The following is a 20618-nucleotide window of genomic DNA, read 5'->3' on the forward strand; positions in this document are numbered from 1 at the left end:
TCCTTTATCTGCAAGTTAACTTTTTATTCACTTCAAATTGGTTGGGAACTATGTCCAAGGTAAGCAATAGAACAAAAATCGCTACTGCACTTGTTGGCGCTCTGGCGTTAGCCAGCAGCAACCTAGTGGTCGCAGATCCACTTACCGACGTGCAACAAGCGGATAGCAAAATTCACGCTGAAGGCGCTGCGTCACAGAAAAAAATTGATAAACATTTTGATCAGGCGCAAGACATGCTGTTTGAATACAGCTCTGTCGCTGATGAGCGTGAATCTCTTAAAGCCTATAACAATTATGTGGCGACTTTAGTTGCCGATCAACAAAACACCATGTCGTCAATCCAAGCCGATATCAATGGTATCGACAAATTACGTCAAGGCGTGGTGCCTTTGATGTTTAGTATGGTTGATTCGTTGGAGCAGTTCGTTCAATTAGATTTACCTTTTAACTCAGATGTTCGTGCTGAACGTGTTAAAAACTTGCGTACTCTTCTCAATACAGCAGAAGTCTCTTTAGCTGAAAAATATCGTTTGATATTAGATGCCTACAGTATTGAGCGTGAATACGGTAACTTTGTTGAAGTTAAGCCTGGCCAAATTAACATAGATGGTAAAGAAGTCTTAGTCGATTTCTTTAACTTAGGTCGTGTCGCTCTGTACGCGCAAAGCTTAGATCAACGTTCTGGTTGGATATATAACCCAGAAACTAAATCTTGGGATGTACTGGCTGACAGCTATATGCGTGAACTGACCAAAGGTATTCGCATTGCTCGTAAGCAAGGCGCACCAGATATGTTCGCATTACCAGTTCCAGCGGCGGAGGCTGCACAATAATGAAAAAGTTAATTATTTCAGCTGTAGTAGCAGCAACTTTCGCGTTAACGGGCACGGCAATTGCTGCCGAACAGCCTAAAAATATCGATCAATTATTTCAGCAAGTACAAGCAGACCGCGCTAACTCTGCGAAAACTAACAGTAAACGTGAAGCTGAATTTCAAGCTGAACGTGGCGATAAAGCCGCCATGCTTAAGCGTGAAAAAGATGGCTTAGCGGCTGAACGTCAGCGTGGTATTGATCTTAACCAAGCCTTTCTTGATAACGAGCGTAAAATTGCTCAGTTAGAAGAAGATTTAAAGACAGCTCAAGGTGACTTGGGGGAAATGTTTGGTGTGGTTAAAGGTGAAGCCGGTGATTTCGCTGGTAAGTTAGTGGGTTCGAACATTAGCGCTCAATATCCTGGTCGCAATGCATTTATCGCCGATTTAGGTGCTCGTAAACAGTTACCTAAGATTGAAGAATTGCAGCAATTCTGGGAAGCACAGTTATTTGAAATGGTAGAAAGCGGCAAAGTCGTAAACTTCCAGGGTAAAGTGACTGATATTGAAGGTAACGTACGTGACACCACTATTACTCGTGTGGGTCCATTCAACTTATTAGCCGACGGTGAATATGTTGTATACAACAATGAACTTAACATCATTCAGGAATTGTCACAACAACCTGATGGCTATGTAGTTAATACAGTGAAGCCTTTCCAGGCCGCATCTGCTGGCACTGAAGTATTGTACATCGACCCAGTTAAAGGCGTGTTACTGAGTATCTTTACTCAGAAAGCAACCTTTGAAGACCGTCTGGAGTCGGGTGGCGTGATTGGTTACATCATTCTGGCACTGCTGGCATTAGGTGCGCTGATCTCTGTTGAGCGTCTTGTTACTCTGTATGTCATTGGTGCCAAAGTTAAGGCTCAGAGCAAGAATGTGGACAATCCAGGTAACAACCCATTAGGTCGTATCTTGAAGGTTTATCAAGCTAACAAGAATGTTGACGTTGAAACCTTAGAACTCAAGTTAGATGAAGCCATCTTGAAAGAAACACCTGCCATTGAAGCTCGTATTCCAATTCTTAAGGTATTGGCGGCGATTGCTCCTATGATGGGTCTGTTAGGTACAGTAACAGGTATGATTGCAACCTTCCAAAGTATCCAATTGTTTGGTACTGGCGATCCTAAGCTGATGGCAGGTGGTATTTCTATGGCACTGGTAACCACAGTTCAGGGCTTAGTTGCAGCATTACCTCTGATGTTATTACATGCCATTCTAGTGGCTCGCAGTAAGACAATCGTACAAATTCTTGAAGAGCAAAGTGCTGGTATCATAGCCGCACACGCTGAGAAGAGGGCTGACTAATGATGCTATTCCTGATGGATATTTGGGATTCCGTCAGGGGCTTCATGGCCTCCGGAGGCGATGTCCTCTGGTTGGTTGCGGTAGTGTTGTTTTTAATGTGGGTGTTAATGCTTGAACGTTTTTGGTACCTCAATTGGGTGTCACCAAATCAACATAAAGCCATTATCGCTACATGGGAACAGAGGACAGATACTACGTCCTGGTATGCACACCGCATCCGTGAAGCTTGGATATCTCAAGCAAAGCAAGAATTAAACGCGCGTATGCTGTTAATTAAAACTCTGGTAGCTGTTTGTCCAATGATAGGTCTGCTTGGCACGGTAACCGGTATGATTGCAGTGTTCGATGTAATGGCAGTACATGGGACGAGTAATGCTCGTATGATGGCAGCTGGTATTTCAATGGCGACCGTGCCGACAATGGCGGGAATGGTTGCGGCGCTTTCTGGGGTGTTTTTTAGCACTCGGTTAGATGCCAAGATGAAAATCAGTCTGGAAAAGCTGAAAGACAGCCTGTCTCACCACTAGAAGAGATATTAAACATGGCACGTAAAAAGCATTCCGTAATGGATGATGAAGCGCAAATTGATATGACACCGATGCTAGACATCGTGTTTATCATGCTGATCTTCTTTATTGTGACGACCTCGTTTGTTAAGCCTTCAGGTCTTGACTACAACAAGCCTGAAGCGTCCCAAGCGACCACGAAGCCTTCTGCGAACATCTTTATTGGTGTAAGTAAGACAGGCGTGATTATGATGGAAAACCGTCAGGTTGATATCGAACGAGTAACGGCTAACGTTGAACGTATGTTGGCTGAAGCGCCTGAAGCTGCTGTATTAATTCAAGCAGACAAAGACGCTCAGCACGGCTTAGTGGTTAAGGTTCTTGATCAAGTTAAGTCAGCCGGTATTTCTAAAATATCCGTATCAGCGGGGAAGGATTAATATGCTAAGAGCAATAGTATCAATCATAGTTGGTGCTGCTATTACTTTTGCTCTGTTCGTGTTTATGGCGTTTTTGATTGGTGGCGGCGCCCAGCGCGCCGACGTCGGAGAAGACGCACCTGTTATTGAAATAACGATGGATAAACAGGATTCGACAGCTCAAAAGAAGCCAAGGGTAGTTCCTAAGCCGCCACCACCACCAGAAAAGCCACCGCAGTTGGAGCAAGCTCCACCTGAGACGTCTTCTAACCTCGACACCAATATGTCATTCAACATGAATGGCGTAGCGGCAGAGGGTGTGAGTACCGGCTTTAAACTTGGCGATATGATGACACGAGATGGCGATGCCACCCCGGTTGTTCGTATTGACCCCCAATGGCCAGTGCAGGCGTTACGCGATGGTAAAGAAGGCTTTGTTCAGCTGAGTTTTACCATTAACGAGCTCGGCGGCGTTGAAGATATTGAAATCATGAATGCTGAGCCAAAGCGCTTATTTGATCGTGAGGCCAAGCGTGCATTGTCAAAGTGGAAGTACAAGCCGAAGATTGTTGATGGCAAGCCAATGAAGCAACCAGGCATGACAGTTCAACTTGATTTTAAACTAGATAAAGCACAGCAGGGAGGATAAGTATGCGTAAAGTAACTCAATGTGCCACAGCATTATTATTAACCCTTTGTGGTGGCAGTCTAGTGTTATCGCCAGTGGCCATGGCCAAAGGCGATTGCCCGGTTGATACACGTAAGTCACAAGCAGTTGGTGAGCGCAGTGGTAAGAAAGTTCAACGTTCTTACGAAGCCTATACTAACGGCAATTTAGATGAGGCCATTGGGCTTTTGCTAGAAGCAAATCCTTCTGATTCATTTGATAAGGCTTATGTAGGTCGCATGCTCGGTAACTTTTATGCCGAAAAAGGCGACATGTCGGCGGCTCGCAAATATCTGAAACAAGCGGTTGATGCCAATATTTTAAGTGGTACTGACCATGCGGCTACTTTACGTCTATATGCTGATATCTTGTTGCAAGAGAAACAGTATAAAGAGGCGATCCCTTACTACAACAAGTGGATGGAGTTTACCTGTAAAACCAATGATGCCAATATTTATAAGCGCATTGGGGTAGCCCACACTGAGCTGGAACAGTGGGATAAAGTGCTGGCGGTAGCAGATAAAGGTATCGAGTTTGCTGATAAGCCAGATCAAACGCTATATCAGATGAAGTTGACGGCTTACTACAACAAGAAACAGTATAAAAATGCCGTTTCTGTGCTTGAGGTGATGATCCCAATTTGGCAAACAGATAAACGCCTGTGGGTTCAATTAGCTCAGTTTTATGTAGTTACTGAAAACTATGATAAAGCGCTAGCGACATACGATTTAGCTTACAAAAATGGCTTTTTAGATACTGACGCTAACATTACCCGTTTAGCCCAATTGTTAAATCAAAAAGAGTCACCTTACCGTGCGGCTCAGATTTATCAAAAGGCGTTGGATAGTGGTGTTATCGCTAAAGATGCTAAGTCCTATAAGTTATTAGCGACTTTCTTTCAAAATGCGAAAGAAACCTCTAAAGCTGCACAATATTATGGCTTAGCTGCTGATGCTGGTGGCGATGGTGATTTATATTTGCGACAAGGCCGGCTGTTAGCCTTAAGTCAAGAGTATGAAAAAGCTATTCCTGCGTTGAAAAAAGCGTTAGATGCTGGGATTAAAAACCCAGGAGAAGCTCAGTTTGAAATGGCTTTGGCCTATTTGAATCTTAAACAGTATAAGGCTGCTTATAATAATGCAGTATTAGCTGCCAATGATAAGAAGACAGAGCGCAGTGCTAAGAGTTATATGGCATATATCAAAGAAAAAGCGCGTATTTACAACGTTACTTTGTAATAGTTTATTGATTTAATGCCTTAAAAAGCCCGCATAGCGGGCTTTTTTACTAGCGACATTTCGTGTCCAGTTGGTGGGTTAGCGATTAGCTTTTGGCATAAATTAATGCTAACTTATTGAATAATAAAGTGGTACAGGCTGTTACGCTCTTTGCATATATTTAAGCGCTAAATGTTGGTTTTGCCGCTCTAAATCATCACTGATTTGCTCCACAAAATTAAATAACTGCTCGATATTATTGCGTCTATCAGGAACGCACACGCCAGAGGCAATTTTATAGTCAAGGGTAAAACTATGATCTTGGCCATAAGTTGCCACAAACTGACTTATCTGCTCTTCGACTCTTGCAATAACTACATCCGCGCCTTCTTCATTAATGTTAAATAAACCTAAGGCAAAGATATCTTTGTCAAACTTCGCAATTAAATCGGTCGCTCTTAATAAACTTTTTTCAATGTCATGACTGAATATTTCGAGTAATTTATGATGTTTAATCATTTCATGAATATGCGGCCTTAGATACACTAGCGCTAAGCTTTGCTCTTCACGCAAATGCCGATACCATTCTCGATTAAATACCTCAAGAAAATATTCTTGGTTATAGATACCAGTTTGTGGATCTCTAAAGCTGGCATTACGAAATGAATAAATCATATGGCGCCTCCCTGTCCTAATCATAAGTATAGAAATATCTGGGAAAAAGCCTGCATCTGGAGAATAAAAATGAAACAGAAGAAAACACTGGCAGGGATTATCCTCGCTTTCGGACTATTGGGATGTGATGATGGTGTGGTAACTGGGGCACTAAATGATAGCCAACCGTCTGCGGTTGATACGGTTAAGTCAGCTGAGGTTAATGCCGAGCAAGCTTATCAAAAGCTGACAGCCGATTATTTTGCCAAGCTACTAGCGCTTGAGCCTATCTTTGCCACCTATGTAGGCGTTAATGATTACAATCATGTATTTACTGACGGTTTAAGCGATGAATATCTGACTAAACGTCATCAACTCAATACCGATTTTTTAGCCCAAGTTAAAGCAATTGATGCCGCTGCGTTATCAGCCCAATCACAGTTAAGCCGCAGTATTTTTATTTACGAGCGCGAGCAAGCCCTCGTAAGCGAAACTTTTCCTGAACGCTTCATGCCGCTAAATCAATTTGATAGTCAGTTATTTTTACTGATGCAATTAGGCAGCGGTGAGAGTGCGCAGCCGTTCGCGACCCTTGCGGATTATCAAGCTTGGCTCGCGCGGGTTGATAGCTTTATTGTGTGGATCAAGATGGCGCAGCAGCGCATGAATGATGGTATTGCCAGTAAAGTGGTACTGCCACGAGTTCTGGTTGAACGCATGATTGAGCAGATTAAAAGCATGCGCGCGCCAGTCGTTGAAGACAGCGTGTTTTATCAACCTGTGGCAGAGTTTCCAAAGGCTGTGCCGTTAGCCGAGCAAGAGGTGATGCGTGCTAATTTCAAACAGATGATAGGAACTAAGATATATCCTGCGCTGGATGACATGCAGCAATATTTAGAAACTGTGTATTTGCCAGCTAGTCGCGGCAGTGATGGCTGGTGGGCCTTACCTAATGGCCGGGTTTGGTATCAACATTTGGCCAATCAACACACAACTACCCAGATGTCAGTTGATGACATTCATCAAGTGGGCTTGCAGGAAGTGTCTCGTATCTTAACTGAGATGGATAAAGTCAGGCAGCAGGTTAACTTTGATGGCGATCTTAAGGCGTTTTTTAAGTCATTATCGACTGAACCTCAGTATTTTCATACCAGCGCCGAGGCACTCATTAAGGGCTACGATAGTTTAAGAGTCACCATTAACCAAGTTGTGCCCCAATACTTTAATGTTAAACCGCAAGCTGATTATGTGGTGAAACCTGTGGAAGCGTTCAGAGATCAATCTGCCGCGGGTGCCTCTTATCAAGCGCCTGCCATTGATGGTTCACGTCCTGGTATCTTTTATATCAATACTTTCAATTTGATGGCGCAGCCTATTTGGGGAATGACGACGTTATCTCTGCATGAAGCTTCACCTGGACATCATTTCCAAATAACGATTAAGCAGGAGTTACAAAATCTACCCGATTTTCAGCGTTTTGGCGGCTATACCGCGTTTGAAGAAGGCTGGGCTTTATATGCAGAAGAGTTAGGTATTGAAATGGGTTTGTTTTCTGACCCTTATCAATATTTTGGCAAGTTATCGGATGAAATGCTCAGAGCCATGCGCCTAGTCGTTGATACCGGCTTACACACTAAAGGCTGGAGTCGCGAACAAGCTATTACTTATATGCAGGATAATTCGCCCATGGCTAAGAGCGATATTATTGCTGAGGTTGAGCGTTATATGGCAATCCCTGGGCAAGCGCTATCTTATAAGATAGGTCAGCTAAAGATCTTAGAATTGCGGGAGCGCGCTAAGGCGGCTTTAGGAGACAGCTTTGATCTTAAAGCATTTCATGATGAAGTCTTAACCTCAGGCTCACTGCCTATGGCAGTGTTAGAGCAAAAAATTGATGCTTGGATAGCTGTCAACAAGCAGCCTAAGTCATAGCCGTTATTAATAGCGGGATTAAAGACTAGAAGCTTAGTTATTCATTCCTAGTTACCAGTGATTTGCTAAAGCTACCCATGATGGTCGTTAAGGTATGCAGGTTTGCCTTAGTGACCATCATTTTACTAAAAAGTGCTGGTATTCAGCTTGTGAGTTTTTATACTTGCAGGCGGGCAGTTATTGACTGCGAAGTTTTCGCCGATGGCGAAGTTTTCGCCGATGGCGAAGTTTTCGCCGATGGCGAAGTAAATAAAGGATAGTGATTATGGTACAAGCAAGCGCAAGACATCTGTTAGTTAGCAGCGAAGCTAAGTGTAACGAACTGAAGCAACAGATTGAAAATGGCGCGGATTTCGCCGAGATAGCTAAAGCACATTCAAGCTGTCCATCGGGTGCTCAGGGCGGCGAATTAGGCTCTTTTGGTCCAGGCATGATGGTCAAAGAATTTGATGAAGTGGTATTTAGTGCGCCGCTAAACCAAGTTCAAGGACCAGTTAAAACCCAATTTGGTTACCACTTACTGGAAGTAACCAGCCGCGGTTAATCAATACAGCAGCTTCGGCTGCTGTTTCTTTATGGGGAGTCGTTATGATTGACTTAATGACGGCAAGACTGCATTTATCACCCTTGCGTGACAGTGATTGGCAAGATTTCGTCACTCTGCATCAACACAGTGACGTCAATCATTTTGTGCGTGAACCTGACCCTATCTGTAAAATCCGCGCTAAATTCATCACAGCCCTACAGCCTTGGGTTTATGAGTCTGGCGACTGGCTCAGCTTAAAAATAACCAATCAGCAGCAAAAGTTTGTCGGCATTATCGGCGGTTTTTGTGAGGATGTGTTTTCAGCGCGCATTCAAGTGGGATATATGCTTAACCCTGACTATCAAGGTTTAGGCTATGCCACCGAAGCGTTAACTGAATTATTGCGCTGGCTTCAATTCACTTATCAAGTTCATAAGGCGATTGCCTATTGTCATCATCATAATCTCGCATCCATTAGGGTGTTAGAAAAATGTGACTTTGTAGTGGAAGGGTGGTTATCACAAAACTACCGTCTTGGGTCTATTTGGATTGATGAAGTGCAATTAGGTAAGGTACTGGCGTAATTTTTTGATGCTTGTCGTGCCAGCCTGTATACTAGCGCCCGAATGATTTCTTTGACCGAATAGGCGAATACGCGTGAGCGATAATATTGAGCAATTACCCCTGCGAGCTGGGGATGAGTTTGTTGAACTGTACAAGGTACTCAAAATCCAAAGCTGGGTAGATGGCGGCGGCGATGCTAAGCATTTGATCAGCGAAGGCCAGGTCAAAGTGAATGGCGTAGTTGAAACTCGCAAGCGTAAAAAATTAGTCGTGGGTGACAAAATCCAATTTAATGGTGAGTCAGTCGTAATTTCTGCAGCGCAATAAGGAATCTACCATGCAATTTCCTGATGATGACAATGGCCAAATGCTAGCTGCCATGCAAGAGTCTGGTATTGATTTAAGCCAAGCTCTTGATGTTGATTTCTTCTTAGTGTTTGAAGACAAGCGTGACGCCGAATCAGCTTTAGAAGATTTAAGTGCTTCTGAGCTTAATGGTGAATTAGAACTTACTTTCAACGAAGAGTTGGAAAAGTGGGAACTGATAGTCTGTCTTAACATGGTGCCAGAGTACGATGCACTGGTGGCTAAAGAAACTTGGTTAAATACCTTTGCCGGTGAGTTTGATGGTCAAAGTGATGGCTGGGGCGTGATGCAGCACCAACATGGTGATGACGAATTTAGCGACGAAGACGATCATGAGTGTGGCGATCATTGCCACCATTAATGGCCCCATTGCCATTAATGTCAAAAAATACTGCCAACCTGTTTAGGTTGGCTTTTTTTTGCAGTGTTGTCGCTTAATGTTATTTCTTGGCTAAAGACAGATACCTTTGGTTTGATGATCGCTTTGAATTCTTCTTGAAGCCGCAAGTGGTTTGTTAGTCAGTGATTAAGTCAGCAATTACCTCTGCTATGACCTCAGTTTTTACCGCAGCTAATGCCGCTCTTGAACCCTAAATTCTGCCTCTGGGATTAGCCCTAGTAATTTGCTCTCTCGCCCTTTAGACTCGATTCAACTTTTGCCAGCCAACAGGATGTTTTTTATGGCCAAACACATCAGCTTTAATACCCCAGTTAATGACGCCGAGCGTTGGGCATTCACCTTATTAGCCGATGAGCTTCCCGATGACTATAGCCTGCTCACCAATGTTGAAATCCCGTCGCGCTCAGGTCAACCCTTAGAAGTCGATGCCTTAGTCATAGGCGAATGGGGCGTGTATGTGGTCGATGTTAAAGGCTATATAGGGCGCTTAAATGCGGGTATGCATGCTTGGTCATTAGATGGCCGTGATGTGGATAATTCCTTGGCCAAAGCCAATTATGTGGCGCGCGTGTTAGCTGGCAAACTCAAATATAAAATCCCTGTAGGCGTGTACGCGCCTTGGTGCCAAGGCATGGTGTTTGTCACTGGCCGTAAAGGCGAAGAAATAGAGCTTGAAAAAGATGATGGCACCTTAAGTATTTATACGCCAAGACAAATTGTTGAAGCTTTAACCCAAGAGTGGTGGCTAACAGCGCCGCGCAAACATATGATCACTGAAGAGCAAAAAGCAATGGTGCTCGATACCATAGGGCAGGTCGCCATTGTTGAGCAGCGCAATAATCGCATTCAGGATTTCATTAAATTAAAGTGTCTGTTTATTCAACATGGCCTTGAAATTTGGCAGGCCGAATATAGCCCTGGTGGCTGGACGGCGCCTTGGTTACTTAAAATTCTAACCCCAGTAGAGTTTACTGAGCCAGAGCAAGCCCATGCCCATGAACTGACTATGCGTGATGAATTTGCGCGCTTGCAATCATTATCAGGTTGCAGCGGCGTGCCTTATTGCGCGCCGCTTATTCAAGACGGTGAGCAGCTGGTTTTACCCATAAGAATGCCGCGCGGCGTGCCGATGAATATTGTGGAGTACGACAGGCTCACAACCTATCAACTGTTAGAGATATTGCGCCGCTCAGTTACTGGGCTGCAGCAAATTCATCGCCGCGGCTTTACTGTGGGCGGGTGGGCCGAAAACTGCGTGTTTATCTCAGCCATAGGTGATGTTGAGTACATAGATATCCGTGACAATATTGATAGCAGCCAAGACATAATGGCTTATGCCAAGTGTTTCTTAAGGGTGGCGGAACGCACTCATCAACCGCGAATCACGGCGTGGTATCGCTTAGCTGCGCGCGGTAGCACGGTTGATATTGATGGTTTACGCTGTGATTTAAGCGCCTTAATGCAGCAAGGGGTGTGCGATAGTCTGGATGTTGCCTTTACTATCGCACCCGCGGCTATCTTAGACAATCATTATGAGTTACAAGGCTTTATCGCTAAAACGGCCACGAGTGAGTTATGGCAAGGGCGCCACATTCAAGGGCAATATCCGGTGGGGATTAGCTTTTATCGTGAGACTGAGTGTCATTGGCCGAGCCTTTGCAGCCAGTTTGTTAGCTTATCTCACTTATATCATCCAAGCATTGAAAAGCTACTGGCCTTTGGTCAACTGCCTAAGAGTGATGACTTGTATATTGTGCGGGCGTGGGAAGATGGCGTATCCCTTGATGAGCTAGAAAGTTATGAGCCCGAGCAGTTAAAGATTTGGTTTGTGCAGCTGCTTGGCGCCTTGCAATACTTGCATCAATTAGATATTTACCATGGGGCCATTTGCCCTAAAAACATCATAGTCCGTGGCGGGCGCGCTATTTTAGTCAACTTTGGCATTGGGCTTGATATTGCTGCTAGTCATTATGCCAGCCAGTATGCCGATCCCGCTTTATGGCTAGAAGAAGGGCCTGCTGAGAAAGATCTCTATGGTTTAGTGGCTTCTATGATTGCCAGCATTAGCCGTCATGGTGAGGAGGCCAGCGCGGAGAGGTTGCTCGCGGCATTAGTGCAAATCCAACCTATGTTTGCCAAATCGTCACTGTATCAAGCCTGTGAGCAGGTACTTACTTTTCGCTTACATGTGACCCCAGGTCAGGACTACTTAGCAAATTTCGGATTATCTGCCTGAAGAGGGTGATTACCTTTTGAATTTTCGAACAAAAGTGAGTCTAATAGCCTCACTTTCGCTGTATGGATACTGCCATGGAATTTGAACTAACTTGGCAACTGGTGACCATCCTCTTTGGGGTGGCAATAGTTGCAGGATTTATTGATGCGATAGCTGGCGGCGGCGGTTTACTGACTATCCCGGCCTTACTCTGGGCCGGTTTATCTCCAGCACATGCCTTAGCAACCAATAAGTTGCAGGCTTGCGGTGGCAGCTTTTTTGCCAGTCTTTATTTTGTGCGCAAAGGCTTAGTAAAAATCTCTGAGCTGAAACTGCCTTTAGCGTGCGCGTTTGTGGGCGCGGCGATAGGCACGTTAACAGTGCAAGCCATTGACGCCAGTATTTTACAATTAGCCCTGCCATTTCTTATCTTGGCCATTGGCATGTATTTTTTGCTTTCACCCAAAATCACCGATGATGATCGCCATAGAGTGTTAACGCCCACAGTATTTTCATTTACCGCCGCGCTTAGCATAGGTTTTTATGATGGTTTTTTTGGTCCAGCGACCGGCAGCTTTTTTGCGTTGGCCTTTGTTTCATTAGCGGGTTTTGGCCTTGCCAAAGCCACAGCGCACGCCAAGTTATTGAACTTTGCTACCAATATCTCATCGTTAATATTTTTCGCTTTGGGTGGCAAGGTGGTGTGGTTACTTGGTGGCATTATGTTACTCGGCCAAGCCCTCGGCGCGACATTAGGTTCGCGTATGGTAGTGACTAAAGGCTCAAGCATAGTGAAACCACTCGTTGTCAGCATGTCATTGGTGATGAGTATTAAGTTACTGAACGATCACTTTTCATTTTTTTAGTGAGATAGGAATAAGTCATGCGTGTGTTACACACCTCAGATTGGCATTTAGGGCAATCGTTTTATGGCAAAAGCCGCTTTGAAGAACATCAAGCATTTTTAGGCTGGTTATTAGAGCAAGTGCGTGAGCACAGCATTGATGCCTTGATAGTGGCAGGCGATGTGTTTGATACCGGTACGCCCCCTAGTTACGCCCGCGCCTTATATAACCAGTTTGTGGTGCAAATGCAGCGTTTAGCTTGCCCCATGTTTATTCTTGGCGGCAATCATGACTCGGTCGCTATGTTGGCTGAATCCCAAAGTTTGTTAAGTTGCCTCAATACCTATGTCGTGCCCAATGGCACCAGTGCTGAGCAATCAACCTTTATTATCAATGACAAAAATGGCCAACCAGGCCTAGTACTTGCCGCCGTGCCTTATTTACGCCCACGAGATCTTATTCGCAGTGAAGCCGGGCAAACCGGGCAAGATAAGCAGCAGCAACTGGGGGACGCCATCAGGGATTATTACCACAGCCATTATGAGTTGGCGTTAGCTAAAGCCACTGAACTTGGCGCTGATGCTCCTTTACCTGTAGTAATGACGGGGCATTTAACCACCGTTGGCGCGACCAGTAGTGAGTCGGTGCGCGAGATTTATATTGGCAGTTTAGATGCCTTTAATGCTAATGCATTTCCGCCAGCAAGCTACATAGCGCTTGGCCATATTCATCGTGGTCAATTGGTGGCGGGTAGTGAAGCGATTCGTTACAGCGGTTCACCTATTCCACTCAGTTTTGATGAAGTCAGCCGCAGTAAACAAGTGTTACTGGCTCATTTTGATGAGCAAGCCCTAGTCAAGGTTGAATCACTTGCCGTACCCATGTATCAAAAGCTGATGGTGGTTAAAGGCCTGTTCGGTGAGGTAGAAGCTGAGCTTGCAAAGCTGGTGGCAATGAACGAGAGCGTGTGGGTCAGTATCGTCCTTGGCAGTGATGAATTACTCAGTGACTTACAGCAAAGGTTGCAAGCGCAAGTGGCGGACTCGCAAGTGCAAGTATTACAAATCAAACGGTTGCGCAGCCAACGGCAATTAAGCGCTATCGATACTGGTGAAACCTTGTCTGAGCTTAGTGTCGATGAAGTCTTTAGTCGCCGATTAGCGAGTGAACCTTACACTGAAGATGAGCAGTTGCGACTGACCGCCTTATTTAAGCAAGTCAGTATGGCGGCAATGGAGGCCCCTGAGGCATGAAGATTTTACGTTTACGCTTTAGCAATATTAACTCCCTCAAAGGCAGTTGGTTTATTGATTTTACGGCGGCGCCCTTTACCGATTCTGGACTCTTTGCCATTACAGGCCCCACGGGTGCAGGTAAAACCTCCATATTAGATGCTATTTGCTTGGCCTTATATCATCAGACCCCAAGACTTGGCTTAATTTCCAAAACCAGTAATGAACTGATGACCCGCGGCACCGCCGAAGCCCACGCCGAGGTCGAGTTTGAGGTAAAAGGTGTCGGTTATCGCGCCTTTTGGAGCCAAAGACGCAGCCGTAATCAAGTGGATGGCAAGCTGCAAGATGCCATGGTGGAACTGGCCTATTTAGAATCTGGCGAGATTTTAGCGAGCCAAATAAGACAAAAATCTGAACTGATGGAAAGTATTACCGGCTTGGATTTTGGCCGTTTTACTAAATCCATGATGTTATCTCAAGGGCAATTTGCCGCATTTTTAAATGCATCGGCCAATGATCGCGCCGAGTTATTGGAAGAGCTCACTGGCAGTGAGATTTATGGCCGTATTTCAGAGCAAGTGCACCTTGATTATAGTGAGTCAAAGCTAGCCTTAGCTCACTTGCAGGATAAGGCTGAATCGGTTGTGCTGCTAACCGCAGAAGAGCTTACTCAATTAACTGACCAGCAAAGCAATATCAATGCTGAGGTGGCTGGGCTTGATAATCAGTTTACGCAAGTGCAGCAACAAGTTAATTGGTGGCAGCAAAGAAGTGCGCTCAAGGCGCGGGAATTGGCTGCGACCACACAAGACGAGCAAGCGCAGCAAGCACTGATGGCTAATGCGCCATCGCTTGAGCGCTTAGCGCGCAGTTTGCCGGCGCAGCGCCTGCAAGGGCATTATCAAGTGAAAACGGCGCTGCAAACCCAGCAGACAGAGATAATCGCTAAGCAGCAGATCCGCGCTGAAGCTAAAGCTGCCTTAATAGAGCAAGAGCAAGCACTAACCCTTGAGTTAGCCAATATTAGCCAGAGTTTGCAGGAAGCTGAGACCGAATTAGCCGCCTTAACCTTAGTCATAGATGAGCAAGTGCGGCCGCTTGATACCGAATGCGAATTGTTAACTGAGCAGCAGCGCAGCTTAAATGAAGAGCAGCAACTTAATCAGCAGCAAATAGTTGAGGCGCGCGCGGCGCAAAGCGCAATGCAGGCATCATTGCAGCAAATTGAGCTGCAATTGCATGCGCTTAATCAGCAGCAAAATGAATATCAAGATTGTAGTGATATCACATCATCCTTAAGCGGTTGGCAGCAACAGTTATTGCAATTGCACGCGTTAAGCTCTGCGGCCGCCAATTTGCAGCAGGTGACTTTGCAGCAGCAAGCAGCGCAGGCGAAAAAACTTGATGCTATAAAACAAGCGCTACCCGCGCTTGAGCGGGCGCAGCAGCAATTAGCCAGTGTGCAACAACGCGAGCAACAAGCCAGTCATACATTAAACCAATTACTGGCAGGTGCCAGTGATACTGAGGTCTATCAAAGCTTACATTACTGGCAGCAATTGCAGCCTAAGCTCTTAACCTTGCAGCCGCTGGCGCGAGAGTTCCAGCAGCATAATGAACAAATCAGTCAATTACGCCAGCAGCATAATGAGCGCGAGCAGCAATTGCAGCAGCTTGATGCTAAACGCGGGCAACTGCGGGTGCAGTATCGCCAAGTGCAGCAGCAATTTAATGATGTGGCGATCTTGCTGAGCCAAGAAAAAACCATCATGGATTTGCAGCAACTGCGCGCGCAGCTGCAGCCCCAGCAGCCGTGCCCACTATGTGGCGCTAGCGAGCATCCGTTAGTTGAGCAATATCAGCACTTAGATGTAAGCGATACGCAAAAGCGCTATAGCGAATTAGAAAAGCAGTTAGCGGAAATAAAGCAGCAGGGCAGTACTCTGACTGAAACCGAAAAATTATGGCTGCAATCGCAAACTGAGCAATTACAAAAAATTACCGAATTTGAGCTCCATCAAGGCCAAATTCAGACGCGCTGGCAGGCATTAATCACTGAGGTGATGACGAACTTAGTGCCACCCGTTGGCATAAGCCCATTGTTATTGGTATCCATTGAAAGTGAGTCAGAAGCCAGTATTGCGGCGCATTTAGTCCATGTTGGTACCGAACTTGCTAGCCTTGAAGCGAAAGCCAATAATTTGCGCGCCGCGCAGCAAGCGTTGCAAGTGAGTCAGCAGCAAGCATTGCAAGCGCAGCAAGAATGCCAAGGCTTAAGCTATCAGCAGCAGCAAAGTGAGCTGGAGCTTAAGCATTTACAGCAGCAAGAGCAGCAGCAACTGGCGGAATATCAGCAGGCTAATCAGCAAGCAAGTACTTTGCGCGAGCAATTGGCGAGTCAATTGCAGCCGTTTGCCTTAGCGGTGCCGCAAGATCATGAACTAGAGGCTTGGCTGCAAGCCTTACGCAATAAACTGAAAGCTTGGCAACACTGGCAGCAACAGCTCACTGAACTAAATAGCGAGAGCGATAAACTGCGCTCCACTTTAGCTGTCAGCAATGCTAAAGATACTGATTTAAGCGCTAAGACTGAGTTAAGTGAGGCTAAGCTTGCAGTCTTTAGCCAAAAAATTAGTGCTAATCGTGCCAAACGTTTTGAATTAGTGGGCGATTTACCCATTAAGTTCTTGCTCGATACTAAGCAAGGCATATATCAGCAACATAAAGAGAGTGCCGCGCAGTTACAGCTTAATCATCAAGGCTTGCAAACGCGTTTAGCCCATGAGGCAGGGGTAATCGAGGCACTCGATGCCGATAGCCTCAAACTCGCGCCATTTTTGAGCGCTGCCATCAGCGAGTGGCAACAGTTACTTGATGAGAGTGAATTTAATGATGAGGCCGAGTTTACGGCGGCATTGTTAAATGATGAAGAGCGTAACCAACTGCAAGCGCTTGAGCATGAATTGCAGCAACAATTGCAACATGCGCGCCTTAGTCTTGAGTCGGTAACCAGTGAACTAGCTCAGCATTTAGCGGCCGCTAGCGCTTGCCCTGAACTTGATGTTGATACGCTTGAAAGCCAAATAGTGGCCATTAAACATGGCAGAGACTTATGTAACGAGCAGCTTGGTGGTATTAAGGCAAAACTGCAGCAAGATAATCAGCTGCGAGCAACGCAGCAGCAATTGTTAGAGCAATGGCAATTGGCTAAGCAAACCCATGAAGATTGGGCACGCTTACATAGCTTAATTGGCTCGCGCGATGGCAGTAAGTTTAGACGCTTTGCCCAAGGGCTTACCTTAGAGCATTTAGTGGCGCTGGCCAATCGCCAACTTGAACGCTTGCATGGCCGTTATTTATTGCAACGTAAGGCTGATGGTTTACTTGAACTTGAAGTCATAGATACTTGGCAAGGCGATATAAGCCGCGATACTCGCACCCTTTCTGGCGGTGAGAGTTTCCTTGTGAGTTTAGCCTTAGCGTTGGCCTTGTCCGACCTTGTTAGTTATAAAACTAGCATTGACTCGTTGTTTTTAGATGAAGGTTTCGGTACGTTAGATGCGGACACCTTAGATATTGCTTTAGATGCGCTCGATAACTTGCATGCTAGCGGTAAAATGATTGGTGTGATCAGTCATATTGAGGCGATGAAAGAGCGCATTGATGTGCAAATCAAGGTGAAAAAACAGTCTGGACTTGGCTATAGTCAGCTGCAAGACTGTTTTAAAATGAGAACAGAGTGATCAAGGTTGGGAACTGTGGTAGTTAATATTTGTCAAACCGATAATTTTTACGATAACATCGCCGGTTAAAGGCGATTTATTTCCCAAATTTGCTTCACCTAAGGTGAATTACTAGGATTATAAGAGTGCATTTATCGGAACAAGAACCTAGTTCATGGCCTCAATGGCTAAGCGTATACCATAAGCGAGCGTTACTAGGCGGCGGGTTATTACTCGCTACAGCACTGCTATGGCCAACGCCCCAATTAACGACAGGTCAGCGCATTGCGTTGCCCTTAGATTTATCAAGCACTAGTACCCATTTCTCTGTGCCAGATACATTAGAAGCCTTGGCAGATAAGCCTGCTTTTAGCACTACTATCACGACTGGTGACACCTTAAGTAAGTTATTTGAGCGCGCTGGGGTTGATCAACAAACCATGTATAAGGTGCTTGAGGCCGACTTAAATATTTTGGCCTTAGATACCTTGCAGCCAGGGAACGAGATCAGTTTCTATCTTGACGAAAACCATCAATTGATGCGTCTTGAGATTGATTTTAGTTTAGCTCGTCAAGTGGTATTTACTCAAGTTGATGGCAGTTATGATGTAGAAGAAATTCAGAAAAAAGGTCAATGGCAGCCCAAAGCTGTCAGTGGCGATATTTATGGATCTTTTTATACTTCGGCGAGCAAAGCAGGCTTAACGGCTGGGCAAATTCAGCGCATTGAAACTATTTTGAAAGAAAAAATCAATTTTGCCCGCGACTTACAAGCTGGTGCAAGTTTCTCTGTGGCTTTAAGTGAGCAATACATTGAAGGTGTGGCGAGTGGTGATAGTCAGCTGCTGGCGATTCATATCAATAATCGTGGTAAACAAATTGATGCTTATCAATTCAGTGATGGTCAGTACTATGATGCCAATGGTGAGAGTTTAGTTAGAGCTTTCCTGCGTACGCCGCTAGCTAAGACTTATCGTTTAACCTCTAACTTTAATGGTAAGCGTCGCCATCCTGTGACAGGGCGGATAGCGCCTCATAACGGCACTGACTTCTCGACCCCGATTGGCACGCAAGTGATTGCACCAGGTGATGGCGTAGTCACTTTAGTTACCGATCACCGTTATGCGGGTAAATACATAGTGATAGATCATGGCAACCAATATGTGACCCGTTACCTGCATTTATCAAAAACTATGGTTCGTAAAGGGCAACGCGTGACTCGTGGCCAACCTATTGCATTAACGGGTAATACTGGTCGCACGACTGGTCCGCATTTGCATTATGAGTTCCATATCAATGGTCGCCCAGTAAATGCCATGACAGCGAAGATCCCAATGGCAAGCCGTCTAAATAAAGCCGAATTGAAACGCTTTAAGAGCATGGTCAGTCAGCGCAATATTCAAATGGGTGTGTAACTAACATCTGTGTCTATGGGCTAAAACGCAACGCTAAAGCCCATAGACACAAATGCGCTAGGTCATTAACTTGCTGGCAGTTTTTGGTCTTGCAAGGTTAAAAATAGCCGTAAGTCGAGTTCGAGCTGATGATAGTCAGGCTCCATATGGCAACAAAGTTGATAGAAGGCCTTATCGTGGTCTTTTTCTTTAATATGGGCCAGTTCGTGCACCACTACCATATGCAGTAGCGCCTCCGGTAACTGTTTTAACTGACCACTTATCCTAATTTCATGCTTAGCCTTGATACGACTTCCATGCTGACGCCGAGCGTAAGTATGTAATCCTAGCGCTTGCTGCTTTAAGGTTTGCTTGTCATCAAAACATACCTTGGCCAACGGCGGCGCATTTTTCAAATACCGATTTTTAAGCGCCATAGTATATTGATACAAGGCTTTATCGTTGCGCAGATTATTTTGGGGTTGGGGGTATTTTTTATCGAGCACCAACTTGAGTTGTTGGTTGTCGAGTAAGCTTTGTACTTGTTGTTGCAGAGATTCTGGATAATGAGCGAGATACTTGAGCATAGCCACCTAATGAAAAATGCCGAAGCTTAGCTTCGGCATTAATGATTAATCTTTGTTGTACATTAAATTCATGTGCTGAGCATAGGCAGCTTCAAAAGATAATTGCTGGAATTTCTTTAAATCTAAACCTTCAAATGCCGCAACTGGCGGATTACGCTTTAATTGCGCCTTAATATCGACAGCTTTAATCAAACTTACCGGTAAATCCATTAACTGAATGGCCGCTTCTAATTTAAAGCTAGTCGCACTGCCGGCAAATTTACCTTTCTGCTCGCGCTCAACTATCACCACTTCATCGACTTTGTAGTCAGCCATCAGCTTGGCAAAATCGAACTGAAACTTACGAATTGCCTCAGTGGTGGCAGATTGCGGTACCGCAAAGGATTGCTTACGGCATGCAGGCACCACAAACACATCCGCATTTTGTTCCAGTAAACAAATAATGGCTTCGCCACCTTTTAACTCCACACCACAAACTTTCATGTTACACCTGTCAGCAAATTTTAAGGCCGTCATTGTATAAGCTTTCGGGCTAAAGCTGAAATGATTTCCTTATACTTAAGGTCAACTGACAAGGATTCACTAACGGAAAGCCATGATGAGACTCTTTTTATTGGTTACTCTGATGCTTGGCATCAGCGCTTGCACTAGCTTAGGCGGTGATAATTGGTATGTGAATGAGCAAGGATTTGGCGCATCAGGGTATGATTTGGTGAGTTATCAAACCGAGCAGCAAGCTCTCGAGGGCAAGGATGAGTTTGTGGTGAATATTGCTAATGCCGTTTGGCGCTTTAGCTCGGCTGAACATGCCAAATTATTTAGTAAAAACCCGCAACAATATCTACCCCAATACGGCGGTTATTGCGCTTATGCCATGGCGCAGGGCTTTGTGGTGAGTTCAGATCCTAAGGCTTTTACTTGGTATAAAGATAAGCTGTACCTTAATTACAGTGTGGACGTGCGTGAAACTTGGCTACAAGATAAAGAGGGTTATATAAAGGCCGCTAATGACAACTGGCAAGAAAAACTGCAAGCGCAAAGGAAGGAATAAGGCTTGAGTAAGCATCAAAGGTGGCTGAATCAAAAGTACTGAAAAGTTAAGACAACAACAAAAAATAAAACCCTCGCATTCAGAAGCTTGGCTCTAAGTGCGGGGGCTTAATTTTTACAAAAGCTGAGATTTT

General features: G+C 45.1%; 20 protein-coding genes. 17 read left to right on the forward strand and 3 right to left on the reverse strand.

Features of this window, described 5'->3' with window-relative positions; translation table 11 throughout:
* The first annotated feature begins 50 nt into the window (after window positions 1-50).
* Genes AC1HDP_RS01865 through AC1HDP_RS01890 form a run of 6 tightly spaced genes read left to right on the forward strand, consistent with a single transcriptional unit; the run spans window position 51 to window position 5015 of the window.
* On the forward strand, window positions 51-833 hold the full coding sequence (locus AC1HDP_RS01865; RefSeq protein ID WP_479637451.1) for a DUF3450 domain-containing protein: 783 nt from the start codon (window positions 51-53) through the stop codon (window positions 831-833).
* Window positions 833-2185 (forward strand): MotA/TolQ/ExbB proton channel family protein, encoded by a 1353-nt coding sequence (locus tag AC1HDP_RS01870; RefSeq protein WP_140932214.1) that lies wholly within the window; start codon window positions 833-835, stop codon window positions 2183-2185. Before AC1HDP_RS01865 ends, AC1HDP_RS01870 begins: the two co-directional genes overlap by 1 nt.
* Window positions 2185-2712 (forward strand): MotA/TolQ/ExbB proton channel family protein, encoded by a 528-nt coding sequence (locus tag AC1HDP_RS01875; protein ID WP_140932215.1) that lies wholly within the window; start codon window positions 2185-2187, stop codon window positions 2710-2712. Before AC1HDP_RS01870 ends, AC1HDP_RS01875 begins: the two co-directional genes overlap by 1 nt.
* 14 nt (window positions 2713-2726) lie before the next feature.
* Window positions 2727-3131, forward strand: coding sequence for an ExbD/TolR family protein (locus AC1HDP_RS01880; protein WP_140932216.1), 405 nt, complete (start codon window positions 2727-2729; stop codon window positions 3129-3131).
* A 1-nt stretch (window position 3132) separates the two neighbouring features.
* Window positions 3133-3759, forward strand: coding sequence for an energy transducer TonB (locus AC1HDP_RS01885; RefSeq protein ID WP_140932217.1), 627 nt, complete (start codon window positions 3133-3135; stop codon window positions 3757-3759).
* Between the two features lie 2 nt (window positions 3760-3761).
* Entirely contained in the window at window positions 3762-5015 is a 1254-nt protein-coding gene (locus tag AC1HDP_RS01890) for a tetratricopeptide repeat protein (RefSeq protein ID WP_479637452.1), read from the forward strand.
* Between the two features lie 141 nt (window positions 5016-5156).
* Here the strand turns inward: AC1HDP_RS01890 and AC1HDP_RS01895 are convergent, their stop codons facing one another.
* Window positions 5157-5669 carry a diguanylate cyclase domain-containing protein gene (locus tag AC1HDP_RS01895; protein ID WP_479637453.1) on the reverse strand — a complete coding sequence of 171 codons (513 nt, stop codon included), beginning with the start codon at window positions 5667-5669 and terminating at the stop codon, window positions 5157-5159.
* Window positions 5670-5738: 69 nt separating this feature from the next.
* Here AC1HDP_RS01895 and AC1HDP_RS01900 point away from each other — a divergent pair, with 69 nt between their 5' ends.
* The 10 genes from AC1HDP_RS01900 (at window position 5739) to AC1HDP_RS01945 (ending at window position 18868) form a co-directional block, all read left to right on the forward strand.
* Entirely contained in the window at window positions 5739-7580 is a 1842-nt protein-coding gene (locus AC1HDP_RS01900; protein WP_479637454.1) for a DUF885 domain-containing protein, read from the forward strand.
* Between the two features lie 265 nt (window positions 7581-7845).
* Window positions 7846-8124 carry a peptidylprolyl isomerase gene (locus tag AC1HDP_RS01905; RefSeq protein WP_140932221.1) on the forward strand — a complete coding sequence of 93 codons (279 nt, stop codon included), beginning with the start codon at window positions 7846-7848 and terminating at the stop codon, window positions 8122-8124.
* Window positions 8125-8168: 44 nt separating this feature from the next.
* On the forward strand, window positions 8169-8690 hold the full coding sequence (locus tag AC1HDP_RS01910; protein WP_479637455.1) for a GNAT family N-acetyltransferase: 522 nt from the start codon (window positions 8169-8171) through the stop codon (window positions 8688-8690).
* Between the two features lie 73 nt (window positions 8691-8763).
* Entirely contained in the window at window positions 8764-8997 is a 234-nt protein-coding gene (locus AC1HDP_RS01915) for an RNA-binding S4 domain-containing protein (RefSeq protein WP_479637456.1), read from the forward strand.
* Between the two features lie 10 nt (window positions 8998-9007).
* Window positions 9008-9397, forward strand: a complete 390-nt coding sequence (locus AC1HDP_RS01920) for a ribonuclease E inhibitor RraB (protein WP_140932224.1) — start codon at window positions 9008-9010, stop codon at window positions 9395-9397.
* Window positions 9398-9716: 319 nt separating this feature from the next.
* Window positions 9717-11672, forward strand: coding sequence for an NERD domain-containing protein kinase family protein (locus AC1HDP_RS01925; RefSeq protein ID WP_479637457.1), 1956 nt, complete (start codon window positions 9717-9719; stop codon window positions 11670-11672).
* A gap of 74 nt (window positions 11673-11746) precedes the next feature.
* Complete coding sequence (locus AC1HDP_RS01930; protein WP_479637458.1) at window positions 11747-12517, forward strand: TSUP family transporter; 771 nt, start codon at window positions 11747-11749, stop codon at window positions 12515-12517.
* 17 nt (window positions 12518-12534) lie between these two features.
* Window positions 12535-13749: an exonuclease subunit SbcD gene (gene sbcD / locus AC1HDP_RS01935; RefSeq protein WP_479637459.1), complete on the forward strand. Its 1215-nt coding sequence runs from the start codon at window positions 12535-12537 to the stop codon at window positions 13747-13749.
* On the forward strand, window positions 13746-17474 hold the full coding sequence (locus AC1HDP_RS01940) for an AAA family ATPase (RefSeq protein ID WP_479637460.1): 3729 nt from the start codon (window positions 13746-13748) through the stop codon (window positions 17472-17474). Before sbcD ends, AC1HDP_RS01940 begins: the two co-directional genes overlap by 4 nt.
* 125 nt (window positions 17475-17599) lie before the next feature.
* Entirely contained in the window at window positions 17600-18868 is a 1269-nt protein-coding gene (locus AC1HDP_RS01945) for a peptidoglycan DD-metalloendopeptidase family protein (protein WP_479637461.1), read from the forward strand.
* 65 nt (window positions 18869-18933) lie between these two features.
* On the opposite strand, the gene AC1HDP_RS01950 is transcribed toward AC1HDP_RS01945, so the two are convergent.
* The gene (locus tag AC1HDP_RS01950) at window positions 18934-19440 is read right to left on the reverse strand and encodes a M48 metallopeptidase family protein (RefSeq protein WP_479637462.1); all 507 of its coding nucleotides are present in this window, start codon (window positions 19438-19440) and stop codon (window positions 18934-18936) included.
* Window positions 19441-19479: 39 nt separating this feature from the next.
* Window positions 19480-19917 (reverse strand): DUF3010 family protein, encoded by a 438-nt coding sequence (locus tag AC1HDP_RS01955; protein WP_140932231.1) that lies wholly within the window; start codon window positions 19915-19917, stop codon window positions 19480-19482.
* Window positions 19918-20029: 112 nt separating this feature from the next.
* On the opposite strand from AC1HDP_RS01955, the gene AC1HDP_RS01960 reads away from it, so the two are divergent.
* On the forward strand, window positions 20030-20485 hold the full coding sequence (locus AC1HDP_RS01960) for a YHS domain-containing (seleno)protein (protein WP_479637463.1): 456 nt from the start codon (window positions 20030-20032) through the stop codon (window positions 20483-20485).
* Window positions 20486-20618: the final 133 nt, after the last annotated feature.

Source organism: Shewanella sp. ISS20, from assembly GCF_056522965.1.

Bases quoted from the DNA above. Each gene is read 5' to 3' on its own strand.
- AC1HDP_RS01865 (WP_479637451.1), top strand. From the start codon at position 51: ATGTCCAAGGTAAGCAATAGAACAAAAATCGCTACTGCACTTGTTGGC.
- AC1HDP_RS01870 (WP_140932214.1), top strand. From the start codon at position 833: ATGAAAAAGTTAATTATTTCAGCTGTAGTAGCAGCAACTTTCGCGTTA.
- AC1HDP_RS01875 (WP_140932215.1), top strand. From the start codon at position 2,185: ATGATGCTATTCCTGATGGATATTTGGGATTCCGTCAGGGGCTTCATG.
- AC1HDP_RS01880 (WP_140932216.1), top strand. From the start codon at position 2,727: ATGGCACGTAAAAAGCATTCCGTAATGGATGATGAAGCGCAAATTGAT.
- AC1HDP_RS01885 (WP_140932217.1), top strand. From the start codon at position 3,133: ATGCTAAGAGCAATAGTATCAATCATAGTTGGTGCTGCTATTACTTTT.
- AC1HDP_RS01890 (WP_479637452.1), top strand. From the start codon at position 3,762: ATGCGTAAAGTAACTCAATGTGCCACAGCATTATTATTAACCCTTTGT.
- AC1HDP_RS01895 (WP_479637453.1), bottom strand. From the start codon at position 5,669: ATGATTTATTCATTTCGTAATGCCAGCTTTAGAGATCCACAAACTGGT.
- AC1HDP_RS01900 (WP_479637454.1), top strand. From the start codon at position 5,739: ATGAAACAGAAGAAAACACTGGCAGGGATTATCCTCGCTTTCGGACTA.
- AC1HDP_RS01905 (WP_140932221.1), top strand. From the start codon at position 7,846: ATGGTACAAGCAAGCGCAAGACATCTGTTAGTTAGCAGCGAAGCTAAG.
- AC1HDP_RS01910 (WP_479637455.1), top strand. From the start codon at position 8,169: ATGATTGACTTAATGACGGCAAGACTGCATTTATCACCCTTGCGTGAC.
- AC1HDP_RS01920 (WP_140932224.1), top strand. From the start codon at position 9,008: ATGCAATTTCCTGATGATGACAATGGCCAAATGCTAGCTGCCATGCAA.
- AC1HDP_RS01925 (WP_479637457.1), top strand. From the start codon at position 9,717: ATGGCCAAACACATCAGCTTTAATACCCCAGTTAATGACGCCGAGCGT.
- AC1HDP_RS01930 (WP_479637458.1), top strand. From the start codon at position 11,747: ATGGAATTTGAACTAACTTGGCAACTGGTGACCATCCTCTTTGGGGTG.
- sbcD (WP_479637459.1), top strand. From the start codon at position 12,535: ATGCGTGTGTTACACACCTCAGATTGGCATTTAGGGCAATCGTTTTAT.
- AC1HDP_RS01940 (WP_479637460.1), top strand. From the start codon at position 13,746: ATGAAGATTTTACGTTTACGCTTTAGCAATATTAACTCCCTCAAAGGC.
- AC1HDP_RS01955 (WP_140932231.1), bottom strand. From the start codon at position 19,917: ATGAAAGTTTGTGGTGTGGAGTTAAAAGGTGGCGAAGCCATTATTTGT.
- AC1HDP_RS01960 (WP_479637463.1), top strand. From the start codon at position 20,030: ATGATGAGACTCTTTTTATTGGTTACTCTGATGCTTGGCATCAGCGCT.